At 61.0% G+C, this 21008-nt stretch carries 22 protein-coding genes and 1 pseudogene; 7 read left to right on the top strand and 16 right to left on the bottom strand.

Translation table 11 applies throughout. From position 1 onward, the window contains the following. The first annotated feature begins 79 nt into the window (after positions 1-79). The 3 genes from BM026_RS22320 (at position 80) to BM026_RS22310 (ending at position 2921) form a co-directional block, all read left to right on the top strand. Positions 80-955: an urea transporter gene (locus tag BM026_RS22320; RefSeq protein WP_093530100.1), complete on the top strand. Its 876-nt coding sequence runs from the start codon at positions 80-82 to the stop codon at positions 953-955. Positions 956-986: 31 nt separating this feature from the next. Beyond that, positions 987-1811, top strand: a complete 825-nt coding sequence (locus BM026_RS22315) for an ion transporter (protein WP_092247791.1) — start codon at positions 987-989, stop codon at positions 1809-1811. 105 nt (positions 1812-1916) lie between these two features. Then, positions 1917-2921: a sulfate ABC transporter substrate-binding protein gene (locus BM026_RS22310; RefSeq protein WP_093530098.1), complete on the top strand. Its 1005-nt coding sequence runs from the start codon at positions 1917-1919 to the stop codon at positions 2919-2921. 53 nt (positions 2922-2974) lie between these two features. Here the strand turns inward: BM026_RS22310 and BM026_RS22305 are convergent, their stop codons facing one another. After that, positions 2975-3589 (bottom strand): DUF5666 domain-containing protein, encoded by a 615-nt coding sequence (locus BM026_RS22305; protein WP_093530096.1) that lies wholly within the window; start codon positions 3587-3589, stop codon positions 2975-2977. Positions 3590-3764: 175 nt separating this feature from the next. Between BM026_RS22305 and BM026_RS22300 the strand changes: the two genes are divergently transcribed. Continuing rightward, on the top strand, positions 3765-4961 hold the full coding sequence (locus BM026_RS22300; protein ID WP_093123209.1) for an MFS transporter: 1197 nt from the start codon (positions 3765-3767) through the stop codon (positions 4959-4961). A gap of 96 nt (positions 4962-5057) precedes the next feature. On the opposite strand, the gene BM026_RS22295 is transcribed toward BM026_RS22300, so the two are convergent. The 4 genes and pseudogenes from BM026_RS22295 to BM026_RS22280 form a co-directional block, all read right to left on the bottom strand. After that, positions 5058-6722, bottom strand: a complete 1665-nt coding sequence (locus BM026_RS22295) for a M10 family metallopeptidase C-terminal domain-containing protein (RefSeq protein WP_093530094.1) — start codon at positions 6720-6722, stop codon at positions 5058-5060. 262 nt (positions 6723-6984) lie between these two features. Further along, positions 6985-8514: a M10 family metallopeptidase C-terminal domain-containing protein gene (locus BM026_RS22290; protein WP_256575543.1), complete on the bottom strand. Its 1530-nt coding sequence runs from the start codon at positions 8512-8514 to the stop codon at positions 6985-6987. 373 nt (positions 8515-8887) lie between these two features. Beyond that, positions 8888-9292 (bottom strand): type II toxin-antitoxin system HicB family antitoxin, encoded by a 405-nt coding sequence (locus BM026_RS22285; protein WP_092247779.1) that lies wholly within the window; start codon positions 9290-9292, stop codon positions 8888-8890. 20 nt (positions 9293-9312) lie between these two features. Further along, a pseudogene (locus tag BM026_RS22280) lies at positions 9313-9492 on the bottom strand (type II toxin-antitoxin system HicA family toxin); the annotation flags it as partial. Between the two features lie 190 nt (positions 9493-9682). Between BM026_RS22280 and BM026_RS22275 the strand changes: the two are divergent. Then, on the top strand, positions 9683-10561 hold the full coding sequence (locus BM026_RS22275) for a LysR family transcriptional regulator (protein ID WP_092247774.1): 879 nt from the start codon (positions 9683-9685) through the stop codon (positions 10559-10561). Between the two features lie 29 nt (positions 10562-10590). On the opposite strand, the gene phnN is transcribed toward BM026_RS22275, so the two are convergent. The 11 genes from phnN to ccmA all read right to left on the bottom strand — a co-directional run bounded on the left by phnN (position 10591) and on the right by ccmA (position 18897). After that, complete coding sequence (gene phnN / locus BM026_RS22270) at positions 10591-11163, bottom strand: phosphonate metabolism protein/1,5-bisphosphokinase (PRPP-forming) PhnN (RefSeq protein WP_092247771.1); 573 nt, start codon at positions 11161-11163, stop codon at positions 10591-10593. A gap of 389 nt (positions 11164-11552) precedes the next feature. Continuing rightward, positions 11553-11945, bottom strand: coding sequence for a hypothetical protein (locus tag BM026_RS22265; protein WP_071488485.1), 393 nt, complete (start codon positions 11943-11945; stop codon positions 11553-11555). Positions 11946-11960: 15 nt separating this feature from the next. Next, on the bottom strand, positions 11961-13145 hold the full coding sequence (gene ccmI / locus BM026_RS22260) for a c-type cytochrome biogenesis protein CcmI (protein WP_092247768.1): 1185 nt from the start codon (positions 13143-13145) through the stop codon (positions 11961-11963). Further along, positions 13138-13611 carry a cytochrome c-type biogenesis protein gene (locus BM026_RS22255; protein WP_071488487.1) on the bottom strand — a complete coding sequence of 158 codons (474 nt, stop codon included), beginning with the start codon at positions 13609-13611 and terminating at the stop codon, positions 13138-13140. The genes ccmI and BM026_RS22255 overlap by 8 nt, the downstream gene beginning before the upstream one ends. Then, the gene (locus BM026_RS22250) at positions 13608-14144 is read right to left on the bottom strand and encodes a DsbE family thiol:disulfide interchange protein (protein ID WP_071488488.1); all 537 of its coding nucleotides are present in this window, start codon (positions 14142-14144) and stop codon (positions 13608-13610) included. Before BM026_RS22250 ends, BM026_RS22255 begins: the two co-directional genes overlap by 4 nt. Further along, positions 14141-16129, bottom strand: a complete 1989-nt coding sequence (locus tag BM026_RS22245) for a heme lyase CcmF/NrfE family subunit (protein WP_093123229.1) — start codon at positions 16127-16129, stop codon at positions 14141-14143. Before BM026_RS22245 ends, BM026_RS22250 begins: the two co-directional genes overlap by 4 nt. Before the next feature lie 3 nt (positions 16130-16132). Then, on the bottom strand, positions 16133-16588 hold the full coding sequence (gene ccmE, locus BM026_RS22240) for a cytochrome c maturation protein CcmE (protein ID WP_092247762.1): 456 nt from the start codon (positions 16586-16588) through the stop codon (positions 16133-16135). Beyond that, positions 16585-16761 carry a heme exporter protein CcmD gene (ccmD, locus tag BM026_RS22235; RefSeq protein ID WP_061435869.1) on the bottom strand — a complete coding sequence of 59 codons (177 nt, stop codon included), beginning with the start codon at positions 16759-16761 and terminating at the stop codon, positions 16585-16587. The genes ccmE and ccmD overlap by 4 nt, the downstream gene beginning before the upstream one ends. Further along, positions 16758-17513, bottom strand: coding sequence for a heme ABC transporter permease (locus BM026_RS22230; RefSeq protein ID WP_071488491.1), 756 nt, complete (start codon positions 17511-17513; stop codon positions 16758-16760). The genes ccmD and BM026_RS22230 overlap by 4 nt, the downstream gene beginning before the upstream one ends. A gap of 83 nt (positions 17514-17596) precedes the next feature. Beyond that, on the bottom strand, positions 17597-18265 hold the full coding sequence (gene ccmB / locus BM026_RS22225; protein WP_092247759.1) for a heme exporter protein CcmB: 669 nt from the start codon (positions 18263-18265) through the stop codon (positions 17597-17599). Continuing rightward, positions 18262-18897, bottom strand: a complete 636-nt coding sequence (gene ccmA / locus BM026_RS22220; RefSeq protein WP_092247756.1) for a cytochrome c biogenesis heme-transporting ATPase CcmA — start codon at positions 18895-18897, stop codon at positions 18262-18264. The genes ccmB and ccmA overlap by 4 nt, the downstream gene beginning before the upstream one ends. Before the next feature lie 200 nt (positions 18898-19097). On the opposite strand from ccmA, the gene BM026_RS22215 reads away from it, so the two are divergent. After that, positions 19098-20675: a flagellar hook-length control protein FliK gene (locus BM026_RS22215; protein WP_093530092.1), complete on the top strand. Its 1578-nt coding sequence runs from the start codon at positions 19098-19100 to the stop codon at positions 20673-20675. Next, on the top strand, positions 20672-21001 hold the full coding sequence (locus tag BM026_RS22210; protein ID WP_092247750.1) for an EscU/YscU/HrcU family type III secretion system export apparatus switch protein: 330 nt from the start codon (positions 20672-20674) through the stop codon (positions 20999-21001). Before BM026_RS22215 ends, BM026_RS22210 begins: the two co-directional genes overlap by 4 nt. Positions 21002-21008: the final 7 nt, after the last annotated feature.

Below are 21008 nucleotides of genomic sequence, written 5' to 3'. Positions count from 1 at the left end.
ATTTGAATCTGTGAACCCAATCAAGTGTGGGAGGGGCTTGCCCCCGATGGGAACAACTCGGTCCCACTGATTAATCACCATGCACAACCCATCCTGCCCTGACTGGGCCGAAGCGCTGCTCAACGGTTTCAGCCAGATCTTCCTGCAGCGCCAGCCGCTGTGCGGCCTGCTGTGCCTGCTGGCGATCCTGATCGGCGCCCCGGCCTTGTTCGGCGGGGCGCTGCTGGGTGGCGTGGCGGGGTTGCTCACGGCCCAGCGTCGCGGTTATCCCAAGGCCGAACGCCAGGCCGGCCTTTACAGCTACAACGGCGTTCTGCTGGGCTTATTGATCAGCCAGCACTTTGCCTGGTCGGCGTTGTTGCCGCCGCTGATCCTGGCGTGCGGCGGACTGGCGGCGATGTTGACACGGCAATGGTTGAAACACGCCGACCAGCCCAATGACTTGCCCGCTTACACGGTGCCTTTTGTCGGCCTGGGCTGGTTGTTGCTGGGCATGGTGCCGCAGAACACGTTTGCCCTGGGCGAACCCGACACCTTGGCTATCCTCACGGCGCCTTTTACCGGGCTTGCGCAGATCATGCTGCTGGACCAACCAGTGGCGGGCGCGCTGATTGCACTGGGTCTGTGGCTGGCCAACCGCCGCGCCGCTGTATGGGCGCTGATCGGTGCCAGCGTCGGTGTGCTGCTTGCGCTGTGGCTGGACGAACCTGCGGGCGCCCTCCTCGGCCTGCACAGCTACAACCCGGCATTGGCGGCCATGGCATTGAGCCAGATGCGTCGCCAACCCTGGTTGCCGCTGCTCGGTATCCTGCTGGCGATCCTCCTCACACCGGGCTTTGCGGCCCTGCACCTGCCCGCGTTGACCGCGCCATTCATACTCGCCTGCTGGCTGATACGCGCAGGTGTTCGAGTGCTTCAGAAACCCCGCATGGACAGCCCCTTCGAATCCCCCTAGGCTTGCTCGATATTCGATTCAGGCGGGCTTTATGGACAGCAACAACGACTGGCGCCAACGGCTCTACGTCATGGTTTTTCAAAGTGACACAGTCGCCGGGCGGCGCTTCGATGGCATCCTGCTGCTGATCATCCTCGCCAGCCTGGTGATCGTGATGCTCGACAGCATTGACCAGATCCACCAGAACTACGCCGACGTGCTGGCGTACATCGAGTGGGGGTTTACCCTCATCTTCCTGATCGAGTACGGGCTGCGGCTGTACTGTTCGCCCAAACCCTTGCGCTACGCCTTCAGCTTTTATGGGTTGGTGGATTTGCTGGCCATCGTGCCCGGTATCCTTGCGCTGTATTACAGCGACGCGCAGTACCTGCTGATCGTCCGCATCATCAGGATGTTGCGGATCTTCCGCGTGCTCAAGCTCAGCCCCTACCTCAAGCAGGCCAACTACCTGATGGCGGCGCTGCGCGGCAGCAAGCAGAAGATCGTGGTGTTCCTGGTCAGCGTGTGCACCCTGGTGACGGTGTTCGGCACCCTGATGTACGTGATCGAAGGCCCGGAGCACGGCTTTACCAGTATTCCCAAGGGCATCTACTGGGCCATCGTGACCCTGACCACGGTGGGCTTTGGCGACATCGTGCCCAAGACCCCGCTGGGCCAGGTGATTTCGTCCCTGGTGATGATCACCGGTTACTCGATCATCGCCGTGCCCACCGGGATTTTCACCGCCGAACTGGCCAGTGCCATGCGCGGTGAACAATTGCAGCATGACTGCCCGGTGTGCAAGAAAGACAGTCATGAGCCAAACGCAGCGTTCTGCTCACGCTGTGGCAGTCATCTTTTCAAGAAAGTGGAATAAGCAAAGTTCGTTTTAATCTTTAAGCGTCTATGCGACGCCAGCTATAGTCGCTGGCAAATTGCCCCCACTCAATCAGCAACCTTCTCGAACAACAAGGAATGAGCAGTGAAAAAACTCCTTAGCGCCTCCCTTCTGGCCGCCGGCCTTGCCCTGGCGGGCGCCGTCCAGGCTGCCCCCGTCACACTGCTCAACGTCTCCTACGACGTGATGCGCGACTTCTACAAGGACTACAACGCCGCCTTCCAGAAACACTGGGAAGCCGAGCACCCGAACGACAAACTGACGCTGCAGATGTCCTTCGGTGGCTCCAGCAAGCAAGCACGCTCGGTCATCGACGGCCTCCCGGCCGATGTGATCACCATGAACATGGCCACCGACATCAACGCCCTGGTGGACAACGGCAAACTGGTGCCGGACAACTGGGTCACCCGCCTGCCGAACAACAGCGCGCCGTTCACCTCGGCCACCGTTTTCATCGTGCGCAAAGGCAACCCCAAAGCCCTGAAAGACTGGCCGGACCTGTTGAAGGATGGCGTTCAAGTGATCGTGCCCAACCCGAAAACCTCGGGTAATGGCCGCTACACCTACCTGTCGGCCTGGGGTTATGTGCTGAAGAACGGCGGTGACGAAAACAAGGCCAAGGCCTTTGTTGGCAAGCTGTTCAAGCAAGCGCCGGTACTGGACACCGGTGGCCGTGCCGCCACCACCACCTTCATGACCAACCAGATCGGCGACGTGCTGGTGACCTTCGAGAACGAAGCGGAAATGATCGCCCGCGAATTCGGCCGTGATCAGTTCGAAGTGATTTACCCGAGCGTCTCCGCCGAAGCCGAGCCGCCGGTGTCGGTGGTCGACAAAGTGGTCGAGAAGAAAGGCACCCGCGTGGCGGCCGAAGAATACCTGAAGTACCTGTGGTCGCCGGAAGGCCAGGAAATCGCGGCCAACAACTACCTGCGCCCGCGTGATCCGAAGGTGCTGGCCAAGTACACCGACCGGTTCCCGAAAGTCGACTTCCTGTCGGTGGAGAAGACCTTTGGTGACTGGCGTACCGTGCAGAAGACCCACTTCAATGATGGTGGGGTGTTCGACCAGATCTACAGCGGCCAGTAATTGATATGTGGGAGGGGCAAGCCCCCTCCCACATTTGGCTCTGTGTCTGGCCGTTACATCGGTGGTGTCACGCCATCCTTACCGGCGGAGATTGCCTGGGCCGTGATCGTCCCATCCGCGCCCTGCGCGGCAAACAGTACCACCTTCACGCCCGGCTTGAGCAGGCTGCGGTCACCCGGCTCCAGGTTCACGATCGGCACATCTTCCGGCACCACGATCTTCTGCTCGCCGCCTTTGTATTTCACCGTCAGCGTGCGCCCGTTGCTCACTACCAGGTCGCCGACGGTGCCGTTGGTCATGCTGCTGCCTTCTTTCAAATCAAACGCGCGGTGCCCGTCGCCGGTGCCGACCATGGCTGGCGGGAACACGTGCACTTCCAGCGCGGTAAGGCTGCCATCGTCGTTGGGCATCGCGGCCGAGCCGATGTAGCTGCCCGGCTTGATCTCATCGATTTTGGCCAGGGTGACCGCGCGCACCTGGGTGTCTTTGGTCAAGTGCACGACCACCTCTTCGCCGCTGTTGACCTTGACGTGCATCGCATCGCCGTCCATCGCCGTGATGGCGCCGCGTACGCCCATGCGAGGTGTCTCGGCAGCCTGGGCCAGGCCCACGGCCATGGCAGCGGCCAGCGTGGAAGCCAGGAGCATCTTGTTCAACGTGATCTTCATTGCAATGGATTTCCTGTTTCAGCAGTGGTGCCTGAATGTATCATCAGCCTTCGCGCAGAAAGTTAACGATTCACTCATCATTACCGGGCATGAGTGTTATCACTGCCAGCGGCCTACCCGGGCTACGGTGTTGTCTTTAGGCTCGCCCCACTTCCTTCGCTTTTATGAGAACACCATGAACGCTACTTCCCACGCTACAAGCACCATGACCCGGAGCATGGTGATGCTGTTTGCGTTTTGCTGCGGCGCCATCGTTGCCAACATCTACTACGCGCAACCCATCATCGAGCTGATCGCGCCGGACATCGGCCTTACGCCGGCCATGGCCAGCCTGATCGTTTCACTGACGCAAATCGGCTACGCCCTGGGGCTGTTTTTCCTGGTACCCCTGGGCGACCTGTTGGAAAACCGCAAGCTGATGATCGCCACTACCGTGATCGCTATCGCCAGCCTGCTGGGCGCAGCGGTCACCGAGCAGCCGAACCTGTTCCTGCTGGTGTCGCTGCTGATCGGCTTCAGTTCGGTGTCGGTGCAGATCCTGATTCCGCTGGCCGCGCACCTGGCGCCCGCCGAATCCCGGGGCCGTGTGGTCGGCAGCATCATGGGTGGCCTGTTGCTGGGCATCCTGCTGGCGCGGCCGGTGTCCAGCGTGGTCGCGGACCACTTCGGCTGGCGGGCGATGTTCATGGCGGCGGCGGCGCTGATGGCGTTTATCAGTGTGGTGTTGATGCTGACCATTCCCAAGCGTCAGCCGGATCACTCTGCCAGCTATGGTCAACTGCTGCGCTCCCTCGGCACCTTGCTGCGTGAGCAACCGGTGCTGCGTCAACGGGCGTTCTACCAGGGCTGCATGTTTGCCACCTTCAGCCTGTTCTGGACCGCCGCCCCACTGGAACTGGCGCGTAACCATGGCCTGAGCCAAAGCGAGATCGCCCTGTTCGCCCTGGTCGGCGCACTGGGCGCCATAGCCGCACCCATCGCCGGTCGCCTGGCCGATGCCGGTCACACCCACCGCGCTTCGCTGCTGGCCATGTTGTTCGCCGCGTTGAGCTTCCTGCCGGCCTTCGTGCACCCGCTGTACAGCGTGATTGGCCTGGCCGTGACTGGCGTGGTCCTGGACTTCTGCGTGCAGATGAACATGGTGCTCGGCCAGCGCGCCATCTACGCCCTCGACGCCAACAGCCGCAGCCGCCTGAACGCGCTGTACATGACCAGCATCTTCATCGGCGGTGCCTTCGGCTCGGCGATTGCCAGCAGCGTGTATGAACACGGCGGCTGGATGGGTGTAATGCTGGTGGGCAGTGCGTTCCCCTTGATCGCGCTATTACGGTTCCTGAGCGCTTCACGCGAAGCCTCGGTGGCCACTGCCTGAGGCGCTTGTTTCGCTATGCCAAAGCCGTCCGCCAGCAATGACGGACGGCTTTGACTGGATGCCGTTTCAAACGGCGACGCGCCTTTTGCAAGACCATCAGTTGCGTCGGGATAACTGCTGATCGTAGGCCTGGTTCACCTTCATACCCACCACGTCTGCGGCGCTTATCACGTTAGGGCTATTGACGACAAAATCACTGCATTTGTCCCCGTCCATGTCAACGGCTACCCAGTACAGGCCATCACAGTCTGATTTCATGATGAATGCCTCACCGGCCTTTCCCGTGAACCTGTCTACCTGTGTCAGCGAAACACCCGACTTTTCAAGCATCCTGGATAAATCGATTTTATCCTTGCCACTGGTGAAATCCTCCAAGGTGTCGACCTTTTGGCAGTTCGATTCAGAAGCCGAACTGTAAGAGTGCGTTTTGCCGCCCCCCTGCTCTTTTGCTGCGTTCTCTCTTTTAGTCCTCGGCGGGCTGGGCTCTGGTTCCTGAGCTGTCGTCAAATCGGGCTCTGGTTCAATTGAGGTGGGAGGTTCAGGGTTGACCATCAAATCCTTGTAGTGGATTTTCCCGTTACAGCTCACCAGAAAATCAGGCTTCCCATTACCTGTCAGGTCAAGCGCCAGGCGTCCCTGCCCGTTGCTCGCGTCGTGGCTCAATACCGCCTCGCCCGCACGCCCGCTGAATCGGTCAACAATGTAGAGGACCTTCACAGCAGCGCGCTTCAATAGCGTGGAGATGTCGACTCTGTCAGTACCGCTGGCAAAATCCATGATCAAATCAGGGGACTCAGGCGTGGAGTCTGCGATGCTGTCATAGACAAACGTATCCGCACCGCCGCCGCCCTCGAGCTTGTCCGCCCCGCCACCGCCCTTGAGGCGGTTGCCGATAGGGTTACCGATCAGGCTGTCATCACTGGAACCACCCACCGCATTTTCCAACGTGACGCCCTTGGCGATGGAGACGTTGTTTTTCAGGCCGCCAACATCCGAAAAGGACTCAGCATTCAGATTGATTTTCTGTTTCTGGCGGAAACCGGAAAAGTCCAGGGTATCGGTTCCACCTGCATCCCAGACGCAAAAAACAGGTTTGTCCTTGGCGCTCTTCAGGCTGTAGAAATCTCGACCGGTGTTGGAGTTGAAGCCGTAGACCGTGTTGGTTTTTCGGGTGTGGGTGTTCGCCCCGTACAATCTCTGCGCCGCGGCGATATCATGCATCATGGGGGCCGCGATTTTTTTGCCGCCGTAAGGATAATCGCCAAAGGACGAATCGTGGTAGCTCATGGCGGTGTAGGTGGTTGAGTCCTCTCGGTAAGCCGGACCGTCGTCGTGGGGATGCTCAAGACCGATGGAATGGCCAATTTCATGGACTGTTACCTTATCAAACAAAGTCCCGTGTTCCAGCTTTCCATCAGCCCCCTGAGTGCCGATGTCGACCGTACCGATCGAAAAGCTATTGGGCAGACTCGCTACTCCCCCTCTATCTCCCGCTAAGGGTGAGATACGGAGGGAGGCATCGGCCCCCTTGGCATTTTCCTTGAACGACAGGTTGGTCACCTCCGCCCAGGACCGAAGCCCCTCCTTGATCCGCGATTTCTGGTGAGGGGTGAATCTGGAATCCAAGGTATACGAAAGATCTATTTTCCCGTCGTTATTCCGATCTCGCCATTTGTAACCGCCTCGCGTGAGATGTTTCGCCGCTTGATCCGTCGTGTATGAAGTGAGATGACCATCTGTTTTTAAATTGTCAGAACCCATAATCCTGCTACTGCTCGCAACAGGGGAAACATTTGATATCTTCATGAGCAACTCGCTAGACTTTTAAAAAAGGAAACAACAACTAATACTCACACCAATTACTTGCAAACAAACAAACCATGAACACACAAGCAAAATCGCACAGAGAAGTACGCCAAGCAAGTACGTGAGTCATACCAACTGAAACGCCGTGCATGCGCCATAAACAAACCTATAAAAACTCACACTCCAATACTTGCAATTGACAACAGTTTCCAAGCGTTCACCGGAACCAGCTGAATATCCAGTTCGCGAAGCGCGAGACCCCTGAAACGATCTGTTTGCCCACCCGCGATCCAAACCAGGGTGTGGGCCCGGGCGTTGGAAGCGGATCCGGCTCTGAAGTCGAGTCAAGCACAGGATCCTGTTCAGGCTCCGGCGCGGGGTCAGTGGCTGGAGTGGACGTCACCGCCACGACCTCTCTCTCACCGCTCCAGATCACGTCTTCCTGTTTGATTTGGCCTTGGCTGCTGATCAACAGATCTGCCGTGCCATCTCCCGTGGTATCCACCGCCAGTGTGGAGCGCCCGGTTGCCGTGTCATGCCTGAGCACCGCGTCGCCGGCACGACCACTGAAGCTATCCGTGAAGTTCAGCGACGTGAGCCCCGCCTCGCGCAGTACGCCGGCCACGTCGATTTTGTCGCTACCGCTGGTGAAGTCCTGAATAAAGTCGGGAGCCTGGGGCGTTGAGTCGCTGACGCGGTCGTATACAAAGGTGTCGGCGCCGGCACCGCCGCGCAGCGTGTCGCTGCCGCCAGCCCCTTTCAAGCGGTTATTGGCGCTGTTACCCGTCAACACATCGCTGTTGGAGCCCCCAATAGCGTTCTCAACGATCACGCCCTTGGCGATCGACACATTACCCCGCAGCCCCCCCACATCGGAAAACGCCTCGGCATTGAGGTTGATGTTTTGTTTATTGCCAAAGCCGGAAAAATCCAGAGTGTCCTCGCCTCCACCATCCCAGACGCAGAAGACGGGCTTGTCGCGGGCGCTCTTGAGGCTGTAGTGCGCACGATCGGTGTTGGAGTTGAACCCATACACGGTATCGGTGGCACGGGTGCGCGTATTCGCCCCGTATGAGCGCTGGAGCGCCGCGATATCGTCCATCATGGGCGCTGCGGGTTGTTGTTCGTTGAAGTCATGACCCGGTTGCTTGCGCTCCGACCAATAGCTCATGACACTGCGGGCCTTGGTGTCCTGCGTATAATCGGCATTGGCCTCGTAAGTGCCACCGCCGTCGTAACCGCCCGGATGTTGCAGGCCCAGGGTGTGCCCCAACTCATGGGCCAACAGGAACATGAAATGACTGCCCACTCCAGGATTGGCGCCCGCGCCTGCCGTCCCAACTTTCGCCGTTACGTTCGATTGGTATCGGTTGGGAAATTCTCCGTGGCCCGACCAGGAGCCTGGCATGCCTCTGATGACGATAGAGCCATCGACCTGGGCACCGTTTTCAACAAAGGAAATGTTGGCGACATCGGCATAAGCCTTCAATGCCTGCCTGGCGCGCTCTTTCTGGGCCGCAGTAAAGACGCCGGAAAAACTAAAGCCCACCACGACTTTATTGTCTCGATCTCGATCATGAAACTTGAAGTTACCTCGAGTGATATGTTTCGCTGCCTGCGCGGTGCTGAGCGACCTCTTTTTGCTGGTCCAGTACGAGGCGCCGTTATCGAACGCAGACAAAAGGGAATGCGACGAGTGAACAGGGGGTTGCTGTGAAGTTTGTCGGACAGGAAAGTGCATGATCATGAATACTCTGAACAGTGAACAGCCATTCGTCCATGTATGAGAAATATCAACGCTGACCAGTCCATTGGCAGCCCATTAAATTCTCAAATTAACGACTTCTTCACCAGCGCGAGTTCTTTTCAACAATACTTAATGAACACACCTGTAAAGTAAACACACAAAATCAGTTAACAGCCGACTATTCCCGACATACCAACAACACTATGAAGTTGATTTTTCTAGGCAAAAATCTTGTAAAACACCCCTTTAACTTAATCAAAATCTTAATTTAAAACATGAGGAAACTCACTCAAACATGCCTGAAAAAAGGCGGGCAAAAAAAACGTGCTCATCCGACAACGCACGCTTCCAACCCTGACACCGCCTGATAGCCCTAGGATCGCACCAGTTTTTCCAACGCCGCGTCCGCCAGGAATGACGAGCGGCTTTTGACCTTGTGCTCCCGCACATAGCGGTCGATGCGCTGGATGACATAACCGGGCAGGGTCACATTGACCTTCTCGGTCTTACCCAGGTAGGGCGTGACGTCCAACTCCAACATGCCCCAGCCCATCCCGGCGTAGTCCTCATGGGCATGATAACGGGCGACCGACGTTGGCATCGGAATCGTCCCACCTTCTGCGGCGATCTCTTGCAGCATGATGTGCGCAACTTCCACGGCGGCTTTGTAGGCCTCTTCAAAACTGTCCCCGGCGGTGACTGCACCGGGGATATCGGGGATCTGGATACCGGTGGCGGTGAAGTCATCGCCCCATTCGATACAGATTGGGTATTGCATGAATGCTCTCCTTGAAAATCAAACAGCCCGGCGCGTTTCCTGATGCTTCTGAGGGTGCCCAGTGGCAGGTCCTTCTTGGGGTGGGGTACCGGGATTGTGTACGGGCTATAACGATGGATAAAAATGTGATGACTGCCCGTTACCCGATCCAAAACCCAACCCGCCTCTTGCAGTTCCTTGATCAATAGCCTGCTTTGCACCCCAGCCTCCTTGGCTTGGCCCGAATAAAAGTAACTCTAGAGTTATCTTTACTCAAGCACAAAATGCGCATGTCTGACTGACGGCTGTTTTACCGAATATTGAAAACTCAACGGCTCCCCACGGGAAACGCATGACACCGCTAGCCCAGCGCCTTAGGCTTGAGCGCCGCCCAGTCAACAGGAACATCCGATGGACCGTCTCACTGCCATGGAAACCTTCGTTCACGTCGTCGAGACCGGCTCCTTCTCGGCCGCCGCCAAACGACTGGGCGTAGGCCAGCCCGCCGTTTCCAAAAGCATCGCGCAGTTGGAAGCCCGCCTGGCCGTGCGGTTGTTACTGCGCTCGACCAGGGGCCTGACCCCTACCGAGGCAGGCCTGGCATTTTTCGAGAAAGCCAAGAGCGCCATTTTCGAAGCCGACGAAGCTGACGAGGCCGCCCGTGGCGCAGGCGCTGGCTTGACGGGCAACCTGCGGGTCAGCGCCGGCGTGACGTTCTCCCGCATGCGGATCATTCCCAACCTGGGACCGTTCCTGGACCAACACCCCGGCCTGAACATCGACGTGTTGCTTGACGACCGCCTCCTCAACCTGGTTGAAGACGGCATCGACGTTGCTCTGCGTATCGGCAACCTGAGCGATTCCGGCCTCACTGCTCGCCGGCTTGGCCAAAGCCCGAGCCGGGTGTTCGGTACACCGGCCTACTTCGAACGTTTCGGCGAGCCACAAAGCCCGGCGGATATCCTCAACCACCAGGCCGTGATCTACAGCCTCGGGGAAAGCCCGCTCTGGTCGTTCAAACAAGGCCCACACGAACACACCATTGCCGCTCGCGGGCGCTTGCGTGTCACCTCTTCCGAAGGCTTGCGCGCAGGCGTACTCGCCCACCATGGCCTGGCGATGACGTCCGAATGGATGTTCTCGCCGGAATTGGCCAGGGGGGAGGTGAAAGCTGTGTTGACCGATTGGGAACTGCCTCCCAAGGATCTCTGGGCGGTATTGCCGACGGGTCGGATGCCGAGTGCCAAGGCCAAGGCGTTTATCAGCTATGTTGAAGGGTTAATGACCTAGCGCCATCCGTAGGCCGGTGCAGCGCGAGGTCAAGCGCATGCCGAATGCCCGTGGTCGAGGCAGCACAGCAGGCGCTCGACCGTGTGGTCCAGCGGCCCGGAGTTATCCAGCACGAACAACCCCGCGCCATTACCGGCGATCAGCTCGGCGGTGAACCGCGCATTGCGTGCCAGGCGCGCTTCGATATCCGCCAACGCCTCACGGCCCCGTGCGATCAAGCGTTGGCGCAACACGGCCTGGTCCACCGTCAACAGCAACACCAGCGACGTCGGATAGCGCTCGCGGGTCTGCGCCAGGTGTGCACGGGAGCCGTTGACCAGTACGTCGTCCCCCGCTGCCAGCCAGTCGTCAATCACCCTGGGAATGCCGTAGGACAAGCCATTCGCCTGCCAACTGAGGGCAAACGCACCCTCGGCCTGCATCTGCGCAAACCGCTCCGGGCTCACCCCTTGCGCCGCTTCGCCCACCGACTCCGGCGAGCGAGTGATCACGCGGCGTACAATGCGGCAGCCGCGCTCGGCTAAACGTGGGCGTGCGGCATCCAGCAGGCTGTCCTTGCCCGAGCCCGAAGGCCCGATGAGATAGATCAACCTGCCTGGCATCAGAACACCCTCTTCGCTTGTCGTCATACGTATTGCGCTACAGGCGACCCTTCGCGGCTGCGGGCCTGGACCCGGTCTTCGCGCGGGCCGAGGGCAGTCTCGCCACGGTCCTTCAGCCCTGCCGCTAAGTATATCCAGCAAGCCCCCGGCCGCCAGCCCGGAGGCAGTCACATTACCGAAGAGCGACGCGTCGCGCACCACGTTCGGCGCCCCCCCTCGACACTTTCATGTTCAGCGTCTGGCAGCCCTTCGCCGCCTCAGGCGTAGTGGGGTGCCGCATTCTTTCCATCGGGGGCAAGCCCCCTCCCACCTTTCTTTGATCTCCAGTGTTTGAAAGAGCGGATTTCAAAGCGCAAAAAAAGGCGACCTGTGTAATAGGTCGCCTTTTGTCATTGCGCGTACTGCTTGCTCAACCCCGGCGGCACACCCTGCACATCGGTGTCTTCCCACGGCCCGTTCGGGCTGATCGAGCGGCTCCAGCCGTTGCTCCAGCGGTAATACGTGCGCTGGCGATAGAAGGTGTCGGGCTGGTCGTCCAGTACATACACCTGCATCTTGCCGTCCCAGTGGCTGGCAGCGCCTGGAGGTGGCGCAAACGTCGGCGACTTGGTCGGCACGGGCTTCGGCGGCGGGGTCACCGGGCCGGACGGTTTGGTGCTCGGTTGGGTCGACGGGGACGGTGGAATGGTCGGGCCGGTAGGTGCCGGAGGTGGGCGGTGGACCGCACAAGCGCTCAGGCCCAATACCAGGCTGAGCAGGGTGATGCGTGCAAATGCGGTCATGGGCGTTTCCTCGATTTACTGGTCCGGACTGTCGATGGTCAGCTGCTGCAAGGCAGTGGTACTGCTGGCCAGGGGTTGGCTGCGGCCGATCCACTCGCCAGTGGTCGGCTGACCGGCCCGGGATATGCGCGCAACCAGTTGGACTTCGGGGAAGTTGGACAGTTTCAATTGCGGCATCATCGCGTCGGCATCGCCCAGTTCGACGGTGATCGGCAGTTCGGCGACAGTGACGCGCTTGGCCGCCAAGGGGGCCGGCGGGCCACTGACGGCGCGAGCGAAGATGAACACGCTGTCGGTGGGCAGGGCTTTGGCCTTCGCCTCGGCGGACAGGTCCACGCGGACTTTCATCACGGTCTTTTGCGCAACCGTGCCGCCGCTTTCCTTGAGCTTCTCGGCCGCGCGGTCGATACCGCCTTGCAGGGCGGCGCGGGAGTTGTCTTGCGGTGGCAGTTGGGCCAGCAATCGATTCCAGTAGTCGATCGCCTCTTGATAACGCTGACCTTCAAAGGCGGCGATACCCAGCAGGCCGAGGCTGGTGACTTCCTTCGGATCGAGCTTCAAGGCTTCGTCGGTCAGGGCCTGGACCTTGGGCGACCACTGTTTGTTGTCGGCAAAGTACTGCGCCTGGGCCCACTGGCCGAGCAACTCCGGTTGACGCCCGGCCAGGGCCACGGTGCGCTCGAAGACTTTAGCGGCATCGGCGGAGCGGTCCTGGGCCATGTAGGCGCGACCGAGGAAGTACAGGCCTTCCGCCGAATCAGGCTGGGCAGCGGCGGCCCGTTCCAGGCGCTGGGTCATGTCTTCCATGGACACCGGCGGCTGGGAGAATTCGCGGGTCAGTTCGACCTTGTCGCTGGCCCCATAGTGCAAGTACAGGGCAACGCCAAGGACCGGCACCAGAAACGCCGCCAACAAGGGCAGCGGCTTGCCCAGGCGCGACTCACGGGGCTTTTCCACGCCTTCGGTATCGGCCAGCAATTCGCGGGCAGCTTCGGCGCGGCCGGTGTCGAGTTGCGCAGGATTCAATACGCCTTCGTCCTGCTGCACTTGCAGCTCGGCGACGCGTTCCTGGTACAGCGCCACGTTCAGCGCGGTGCGGTCCTCTTCACGTTGGGCACGGCGACCGCGCAGGACAGGGATCAACAGGAAACTCAGGGCAATCAGAAGCAGCAGGCCGGCTGCGAGCCAGAAATCAATCATCAGTCTTGGTGTCCAGCAATTGGTCGAGGCGTTTACGCTCATCCAGGGACAGCGCGTCGGAACCATCGGTTGGCGCGGCGCGGCGGCGGCGCACGATCACGGCCATTACGACAACGCCGGCCAGCAACAGCCCGGCAGGGCCGAACCAGAGCAGCGCGGTCTTGCCGGTGAGGGCCGGTTTGTAGCGCACGAAATCACCGTAGCGGTCGACCATGAAATCGATGATCTGCTGGTTGTCCTTGCCCTCCCCCAGCATGCGGAAAATCTCTTTGCGCAGGTCGGCGGCAATCGGCGCGTTGGAGTCGGCGATGTCCTGGTTCTGGCACTTGGGGCAGCGCAGTTCCTTGGTCAGGTCGCGAAAACGCTCGCGCTCGGCGTCGTTGGCGAATTCGTAGGTGTCGATGGCGGCGTGGGCCACACCGGCCAATCCGAGCGCCAGGACCGCAGCAGCTAACAGACGCTTCATGGCTTGGCCTCATCGACCAGGGCCTGGTACTTGGCGGCCAGTTGCTCGCGCCAGACCACCTCGTCGATCACGCCGACGTACTTGTCGCGGATCACGCCCTTGGCATCGATAAAGAAGGTTTCCGGAGCGCCGTAAACACCGAGGTTCAGACCGAGGTTGCCGTCTTCATCGCGGATATCCAACTGGTACGGGTTATGGAACTCCGCCAGCCATTTCAAGGCGGCGGCATTGTCGTCCTTGTAGTTGATGCCGTAGATCACCACGCCCTTCTCGGCCAGCTTGTTCAGCACCGGGTGTTCGACGCGGCAGGAGATGCACCAGGTGCCCCACACGTTGACCAGCGCCGGTTTGCCCAGCAGGTCGGCCTGGGTCAAGGTCTTGTCGCCCTGCACGGTCGGCAGGCTGAACGCCGGGAACTGTTTGCCGATCATCGCCGAAGGCAGCTCGGCCGGGTCCAGGTACAGCCCGCGATACAGGAATACCGCCACCACCAGAAACATCGCCAGCGGTACCACCATCAACCAACGCTTCATGCCGCCGCTCCTTGCAGGCCGAGGGCTTCACGCACCCGGCTTTTCACTTTGACCCGATAACGCCGGTCCAGCGCGGCGAGCAAACCACCAAAGCCCGTGAGCAAACCGCCGAACCAGATCCAGCGCACAAACGGCTTCACATGCACCCGCACGGCCCAGGCGCCGTCGCCCAGCGGTTCACCCAATGCGACGTAGAGGTCACGGGTGAAACCTGCGTCAATCCCGGCTTCGGTCATCATCGAGCTCTGCACGGTGTACAGGCGTTTTTCCGGGTGCAGCACCGCCACCTCCTTGCCGTTGCGCACGACGCGCACGGTGCCTTTGTCGGAGGTGAAGTTCGGCCCTTCGAAGTGCCTGGCGCCTTCGAAGATGAAGTGGTAACCGGCCAGGTCCATGGACTCGCCCGGCGCCAGGCGCAGGTCGCGTTCAGCGCTGTTCTGGCTGGACAGCACCACACCGAGGGCGCACACGGCGATGCCGATGTGGGCGACCTGCATGCCCCAGTAGCTGCGGGTCAGGGTTGGCAGGCCCTTGATCAGGCCTTTGTGGCGGGTTTTGTCGAAGATATCGCGCACGCCGGCCAGCAACACCCAGGCGGCGAGCAGGAAGGTGGCGAGCACCGCCCAGTTGAAGTCGCCGTAGGCAACCCCTGCGATCACCGCCAGGGCCACACTGCCCAGCAGAACCGGCATCAGCATGCCGGCCAGCCATTTGACCGGGGTGTCTTTCCAGCGCACCAGCACGCCGACCGCCATTACCACCATCAGCAGGCCCATCAGTGGGATGAACAATGCGTTGAAGTACGGCGGGCCGACCGACAATTTGGCGCCACTCAGGGCATCCAGCACCAGCGGATACAAGGTGCCGAGCAGGATCATCGACGCGGCTACCACCAGCACCAGGTTATTGCCCAGCAGCAGGGTTTCCCGCGACCATAGGTTGAAGCCGACCTGGCTCTTGACCACCGGGGCGCGCAGGGCGAACAGGGTCAGGGAGCCGCCGACCACAAACAGCAGGAAGATCAGGATGAACACGCCGCGCTCCGGGTCGGACGCAAACGCATGCACCGACGTCAGCACCCCCGAACGCACGAGGAAGGTGCCGAGCAGGCTGAGGGAAAACGCGGCGATGGCCAACAACACGGTCCAGCTCTTGAACACGCCACGCTTCTCGGTGACGGCCAGCGAGTGAATCAGCGCCGTACCCACCAGCCAGGGCATGAAGGAGGCGTTTTCCACCGGGTCCCAGAACCACCAACCGCCCCAGCCGAGTTCGTAGTAAGCCCACCACGAACCCAGGGTGATGCCGATCCCGAGGAACGCCCAGGCGACGATGGTCCAGGGCCGCGACCAGCGCGCCCAGGCCGCATCGAGGCGCCCACCCAGCAAGGCGGCAATGGCGAAGGCAAAAGCCACGGAGAAACCCACGTAGCCCATGTAGAGCATCGGCGGGTGCACGATCAGGCCGATGTCTTGCAGCAAAGGGTTGAGGTCATGCCCGTCCGCCGGGATCTGCGGCAGGATGCGGCTGAACGGGTTGGAGGTCATGATCAGGAACAACAGAAAGCCGATGCTGATCATGCCCATCACCGCCAGCACCCGGGCCAGCATCACTTGCGGCAGTTGGCGCGAGAACACCGACACGGCAAAGGTCCAGCCGCCGAGGATCAGCGCCCACAGCAGCAGCGAGCCTTCGTGGGCGCCCCACACGGCGCTGAACTTGAAGTACCAGGGCAACGCGCTGTTGGAGTTGTTGGCCACATAGGCGACGGAAAAGTCGTCGGTCATGAAGGCATAGGTCAGGCAGCCAAACGCGAACAGCAGGAAAGCAAACTGGCCCCAGGCCGCCGGCTGCGCCAGGCTCATCCACAAACGGTCGCCACGCCAGGCACCGAGCAACGGCACCACGGCCTGGACGATGGCAAAGCACAGGGCGAGGATCATCGCCAACTGGCCCAACTCCGGAATAAACAGTGCGGACGTCATGGCTTAGCCCTCCTTGGCAGGTGTTGGAGCCGACTGGCCGCTGTCTTTCAACGCCTTGGTGACTTCCGGCGGCATGTATTTCTCATCGTGCTTGGCCAGCACTTCATCAGCCACCACTACACCATCCGCGTTGAGCTTGCCCAGGGCGACGATGCCCTGGCCTTCGCGGAACAGGTCCGGGAGGATGCCGCGGTAGGTGATGGTCACGGCTTTATTGAAGTCGGTGACCACGAAGGTGACGTCGAGGGAGTCGGCAGAGCGTTTCAGCGAGCCCTTCTCCACCATGCCGCCGGCGCGAATCCGCGTGTCCACCGGCGCTTCGCCGTTGGCGATCTGAGTCGGGGTGTAGAACAGGTTGATGTTCTGTTGCAAGGCGCTCAAGGCAAGGCCCACGGCAATGCCGACGCCCACCAGGATGGCAAGGATGATCAACAGACGCTTTCTACGCAGCGGATTCACTTTTCGGTCTCCCGGCGCAGACGACGCGCCTCTTGTTGCAGGTAACGCTTGCGGGCCAGGATCGGCGCGGCGACGTTGAGGGCCAGCACCGCCAGGCAGATGCCATAGGCGGTCCAGACGTACAGGCCGTGATGGCCCATGGCGAGAAACTCGCTGAAAGAAGCAAAACTCATCCACGCGCTCCCAGGCTGCTTTGCACTTCGGCCTTGACCCAACTGGTACGGGCTTCACGCTTGAGCACTTCGAGGCGCATGCGCAGCAGCAGCACGGCGCCGAAGAAGCAGTAGAACCCCAGCACCATCAGCAGCAGCGGCGCCCACATCTCTACCGGCATCGCCGGTTTTTCGGTGAGGGTGAAGGTGGCGCCCTGGTGCAGGGTGTTCCACCACTCCACCGAGTATTTGATGATCGGGATGTTGATCACGCCGACAATCGCCAGCACCGCGCAAGCCTTGGCGGCGCTGTCACGATTGCTGATCGCGTTGCCCAGGGCAATCAGACCGAAGTACAGGAACAGCAGGATCAACATGGACGTTAGTCGCGCATCCCACACCCACCACGAGCCCCAGGTGGGTTTGCCCCAGATCGCGCCGGTGACCAGCGCCACGGCGGTCATCCAGGCGCCGATGGGCGCGGCGCATTGCAGGGCCACATCCGCGAGCTTCATCTTCCACACCAGGCCGACGATGCCGCACACCGCCAGCATCACGTAGCAGGACTGGGCCAGCATCGCGGCAGGTACGTGGATATAAATGATGCGAAAGCTGTTGCCTTGCTGGTAATCCGGCGGCGCGAAGGCCAGGCCCCAGACCAGGCCGATGCCGATCAGCAACACGGCGGCTACGCTCAACCACGGCAACAGCTTGCCGCTGATGCCATAGAACCATTTGGGCGAGCCGAGCTTGTGAAACCAGGTCCAGTTCATTGCTGTTTCCATCACGGTTGCTTTTCGTCGTTGCGAAAAGCTTAGGGTCTTTACTGGTTAAGACAACGCTTAACCAGACCTCATTATTCGCCGACGCTGATCTTCAGGCCGGCCGCTATAGCAAAGGGTGTCAGGGTGACCGCCAGGGCGGTCAGGCTACCCAGCCACAACAGGTAACCGGTCGCTGGCATGCCCATGAGCGCGGCTTGCAAGGCACCGCTGCCCAGGATCAATACCGGGATGTACAAAGGCAGAATCAACAGGGCCAGCAGCAGGCCGCCCCGCTTCAAACCCACGGTCAATGCCGCGCCTACCGCGCCCAACAGGCTGAGCACCGGCGTACCGAGCAACAGGCTCAGCAGCAGGATCGGCAGGCATTCGGTGGGCAACCCGAGCATCATCGCCAGCAGCGGCGAGAGCAAGACTAGCGCGAGGCCGGAAAAAGCCCAGTGTGCCAGTACCTTGGCCAGAACCAGAAGTGGCAGGGGGTGCGACGAAAGGACCCACTGTTCCAGGGAACCGTCTTCGAAATCACTGCGAAACAGCCCGTCCAGCGAGAGCAGGACCGATAAAAGCGCGGCCACCCACACCAGTCCTGGGGACAAGGTTTGCAACAGTTTAGTCTCGGGGCCAACCGCCAGCGGGAACAGCGCGATGACAATCGCAAAGAACACCAGCGGGTTGGCCAGTTCGGCCGGTCGACGGCAGAGCAAGCGTGCTTCGCGGGCAACCAACAGGCCGAATACGCTCATAGCGACCACCGCCCCAGGTCCAAGTCACGATAACCGGCGGGCACGCGATTGAGGGTGTGATGAGTGGTGAGAACGACCAGACCGCCCTGCTCGCAATGCCGGGCCAGGTGCTCTTCCAACTGGGCGACGCCCTGTTTATCGAGGGCGGTGAAGGGTTCGTCGAGAATCCACAGCGGCGGGCCGGGCAGATACAAACGCGCCAGGGCCACGCGGCGCTGCTGGCCGGCGGACAAGGTGTGACAGGGAACGTCCTCGAAACCCTTGAGGCCGACAGCGGCCAGGGCCTGCCAGATGGCATCGCGGGAAGCGGGATGATGCAGGGCGCTGAGCCAACTGAGGTTTTCCTCGGCGGTCAGTACATCCTTGATGCCGGCGGCGTGGCCGATCCACACCAGGTTGCGGGCAAGTTCGCTGCGTTGTTCGTTGAGGGGCTTGCCGTTGAGTCGAACCTCACCGGCGGTCGGCTGCATCAGCCCGGCCAGCAGGCGCAGCAAACTGGTCTTGCCGCTGCCGTTGGGGCCGCTGATCTGCACCATGTCGCCGCCCTTGAGCCGCAGTTCGAGGTGCTCGAACAGCAGGCGCAGGTCGCGTTCACAGGCAAGCGCTACGGCTTCAAGAAGAGGGCTGGTCAAAAGATCGCGGGCCTTTACGGTTCAAGTCGGCGGTGCAGCGGCCGTTAAAGAGAAATGCACAATAACGGCTTTGGCGACCGATTTTAGAGAGCTGGATCAAATAGTTGTGAGGTTTTTACCGCTCTCGTTGCAGACGGGCGGCATTATACATGTGATGCCCTACTCTAAAGAGGGCAATTTCCCCAGAGACGACGCGCGCGATGACCGGTGAGATCAACCTTCCTACGCTTGCACCCGCCCCGACAGCCGGGCCTGGCCCCGCACCCGCGGCCGGCGAGCTGCTGAAACTGCTGGAGCCGCAGATCGGCCTGATCGACCCTGGCAAAACCGCGAACGCTGAAGTCATCGCCCTGAAACAAGGCGGGGAAGCCTTCCAGTTGCTGCTCAAATTGACCCTGGAAGGCGGCCGCCAGACCCTGGTACAGGCCAGCAGCCCCCAACCACTGCCGCTGGGCAGCAATGTGGCAGTGAGCCAGACGACTGCGGGCAACCTGACCCTCAGCCTGCAGCAGGCCTTGAGCGCCAATGTCGCCGCCCTCACCCGTATTGACACAAACCAGATGCCGGTAGGCACGCTGTTGCAGGCCAAGGTGCTGACCACCCAGATGCTGCCTCAGGGCACGGCGCAGCCGGCGATCTACCGCTCGCTGGTCACTGTGCTCAACAACGCCCTGGCGGGCGCGACCCTGACCGTGGAAAGCCCTCAGCCCCTGCGCGTCGGCAGCCTGCTCAGCGCCGTGGTGCAGAACGCGCAGACCCTGAGCTTTGTGCCGCTGAGCGGGCTCAAGGATCAACTGGCCGTCAGCCAGCAACTGTCGACCCAACAGAGTCGCCAGGGCTCGCTGGATGCAGTCGTCACCGCCCTGCAAAACCTGCCACGCGGCGACAGTACTTCCGCCGACCTGCGCGCCGCCGCCGACCGCCTGCTGGCCGCCCTGCCGGACCTGGCGCAGGTCAGTAACCCCAAGGTACTGGCGCAAGTCATCCAGAACAGCGGCGCCTTCCTTGAAGCCAAGCTGCTCGCCGGGCAGAACCCGCAAATTCCGCCGTTGGACATGAAGGGTGCGTTGCTGCGCCTGGTCGCGGACCTGTTGCCCGCCCTGCCCGCCAGCACCAACATGACAGCGATCCTCGCCGCCAACACCCTGGCCCAGGCGCTGCCCAACTTCGTGCGCAGCCCTTTGAATACCCTCGGCCAAGTCAGCGCCCGCCAGATACCTGCCAGCTTCCCGCTGCCTGAACGGCTGATGGCGAAACTGGAAGGCGAAGGCGACCTGGAAAACCTGCTGCGCCTGGCCGCCGGAGCCATCTCACGCCTGCAAAGCCATCAGCTGTCGAGCCTGGAACAGACCGGCACGACTGCCGACGGCCGCTTGCAAACCACCTGGCAACTGGAAATCCCCATGCGCACGCTGCAGGACATCGTGCCGTTGCAGGTCAAGTTCCAGCGCGAAGAACCGGCACCGGACAAGGACCAGCCCGAACGCAAGGAGAAAAAGGACGCCAAGCAGATGCTCTGGCGCGTCGAACTGGCTTTCGACATGGAGCCGCTCGGGCCGTTGCAGGTCCAGGCACAATTGAGCCAGGGCAAACTCTCCAGCCAGCTGTGGGCCTCCCGCCCCTTCACCGCCAGCCTGATCGAAAGCCACCTGGGCACCCTGCGCGAACGCCTGGTGACCTCGGGCATCAACGTCGGCGACCTCGATTGCCACCTCGGCATCCCACCGCGCGGGCCGAAAACCGGACTGGAACAACGCTGGGTGGATGAAACCGCATGAAGAACCCGACACCGCCGCGCCAGGCGATTGCCCTCAAGTACGACGGCCAGCAGGCACCCACGCTGACGGCCAAGGGCGATGACGCCCTGGCCGAAGCAATCCTGAAGCTGGCGCGGGAAAATGAAGTACCGATCTACGAAAACGCCGAACTGGTCAAGCTGCTGGCACGGATGGAGCTGGGCGACAGTATTCCCGAGGAGCTGTACCGCACGATTGCCGAGATCATTGCGTTTGCCTGGACGTTGAAGGGCAAGTTCCCGGTGGGGTATGACCCGGATGCGGGGCCGGTGGAGCGCGACATCACCGAACGCGGCGACGATTACTGAGGCACAT

The sequence above is a fragment of the Pseudomonas sp. NFPP24 genome, from assembly GCF_900112095.1.
Taxonomy (GTDB): Bacteria; Pseudomonadota; Gammaproteobacteria; order Pseudomonadales; family Pseudomonadaceae; genus Aquipseudomonas; species Aquipseudomonas extremorientalis.
The sequence above is the reverse complement of the archived record's forward strand: the minus strand, read 5'-3'. Positions and strand labels throughout refer to the sequence as shown.

What these genes read in the sequence shown, in the direction of transcription:
- BM026_RS22290 (WP_256575543.1), bottom strand. Translation starts at nt 8,514, where the DNA reads ATGATCATGCACTTTCCTGTCCGACAAACTTCACAGCAACCCCCTGTT.
- BM026_RS22320 (WP_093530100.1), top strand. Translation starts at nt 80, where the DNA reads ATGCACAACCCATCCTGCCCTGACTGGGCCGAAGCGCTGCTCAACGGT.
- ccmI (WP_092247768.1), bottom strand. Translation starts at nt 13,145, where the DNA reads ATGATTGATTTCTGGCTCGCAGCCGGCCTGCTGCTTCTGATTGCCCTG.
- ccmD (WP_061435869.1), bottom strand. Translation starts at nt 16,761, where the DNA reads ATGAGTTTTGCTTCTTTCAGCGAGTTTCTCGCCATGGGCCATCACGGC.
- BM026_RS22250 (WP_071488488.1), bottom strand. Translation starts at nt 14,144, where the DNA reads ATGAAGCGTTGGTTGATGGTGGTACCGCTGGCGATGTTTCTGGTGGTG.
- BM026_RS22215 (WP_093530092.1), top strand. Translation starts at nt 19,098, where the DNA reads ATGACCGGTGAGATCAACCTTCCTACGCTTGCACCCGCCCCGACAGCC.
- BM026_RS22230 (WP_071488491.1), bottom strand. Translation starts at nt 17,513, where the DNA reads ATGAACTGGACCTGGTTTCACAAGCTCGGCTCGCCCAAATGGTTCTAT.
- BM026_RS22285 (WP_092247779.1), bottom strand. Translation starts at nt 9,292, where the DNA reads ATGCAATACCCAATCTGTATCGAATGGGGCGATGACTTCACCGCCACC.
- BM026_RS22315 (WP_092247791.1), top strand. Translation starts at nt 987, where the DNA reads ATGGACAGCAACAACGACTGGCGCCAACGGCTCTACGTCATGGTTTTT.
- BM026_RS22245 (WP_093123229.1), bottom strand. Translation starts at nt 16,129, where the DNA reads ATGACGTCCGCACTGTTTATTCCGGAGTTGGGCCAGTTGGCGATGATC.
- BM026_RS22210 (WP_092247750.1), top strand. Translation starts at nt 20,672, where the DNA reads ATGAAGAACCCGACACCGCCGCGCCAGGCGATTGCCCTCAAGTACGAC.
- phnN (WP_092247771.1), bottom strand. Translation starts at nt 11,163, where the DNA reads ATGCCAGGCAGGTTGATCTATCTCATCGGGCCTTCGGGCTCGGGCAAG.
- BM026_RS22295 (WP_093530094.1), bottom strand. Translation starts at nt 6,722, where the DNA reads ATGGGTTCTGACAATTTAAAAACAGATGGTCATCTCACTTCATACACG.
- ccmB (WP_092247759.1), bottom strand. Translation starts at nt 18,265, where the DNA reads ATGAGCGTATTCGGCCTGTTGGTTGCCCGCGAAGCACGCTTGCTCTGC.
- BM026_RS22275 (WP_092247774.1), top strand. Translation starts at nt 9,683, where the DNA reads ATGGACCGTCTCACTGCCATGGAAACCTTCGTTCACGTCGTCGAGACC.
- BM026_RS22255 (WP_071488487.1), bottom strand. Translation starts at nt 13,611, where the DNA reads ATGAAGCGTCTGTTAGCTGCTGCGGTCCTGGCGCTCGGATTGGCCGGT.
- BM026_RS22305 (WP_093530096.1), bottom strand. Translation starts at nt 3,589, where the DNA reads ATGAAGATCACGTTGAACAAGATGCTCCTGGCTTCCACGCTGGCCGCT.
- BM026_RS22265 (WP_071488485.1), bottom strand. Translation starts at nt 11,945, where the DNA reads ATGACCGCATTTGCACGCATCACCCTGCTCAGCCTGGTATTGGGCCTG.
- BM026_RS22300 (WP_093123209.1), top strand. Translation starts at nt 3,765, where the DNA reads ATGAACGCTACTTCCCACGCTACAAGCACCATGACCCGGAGCATGGTG.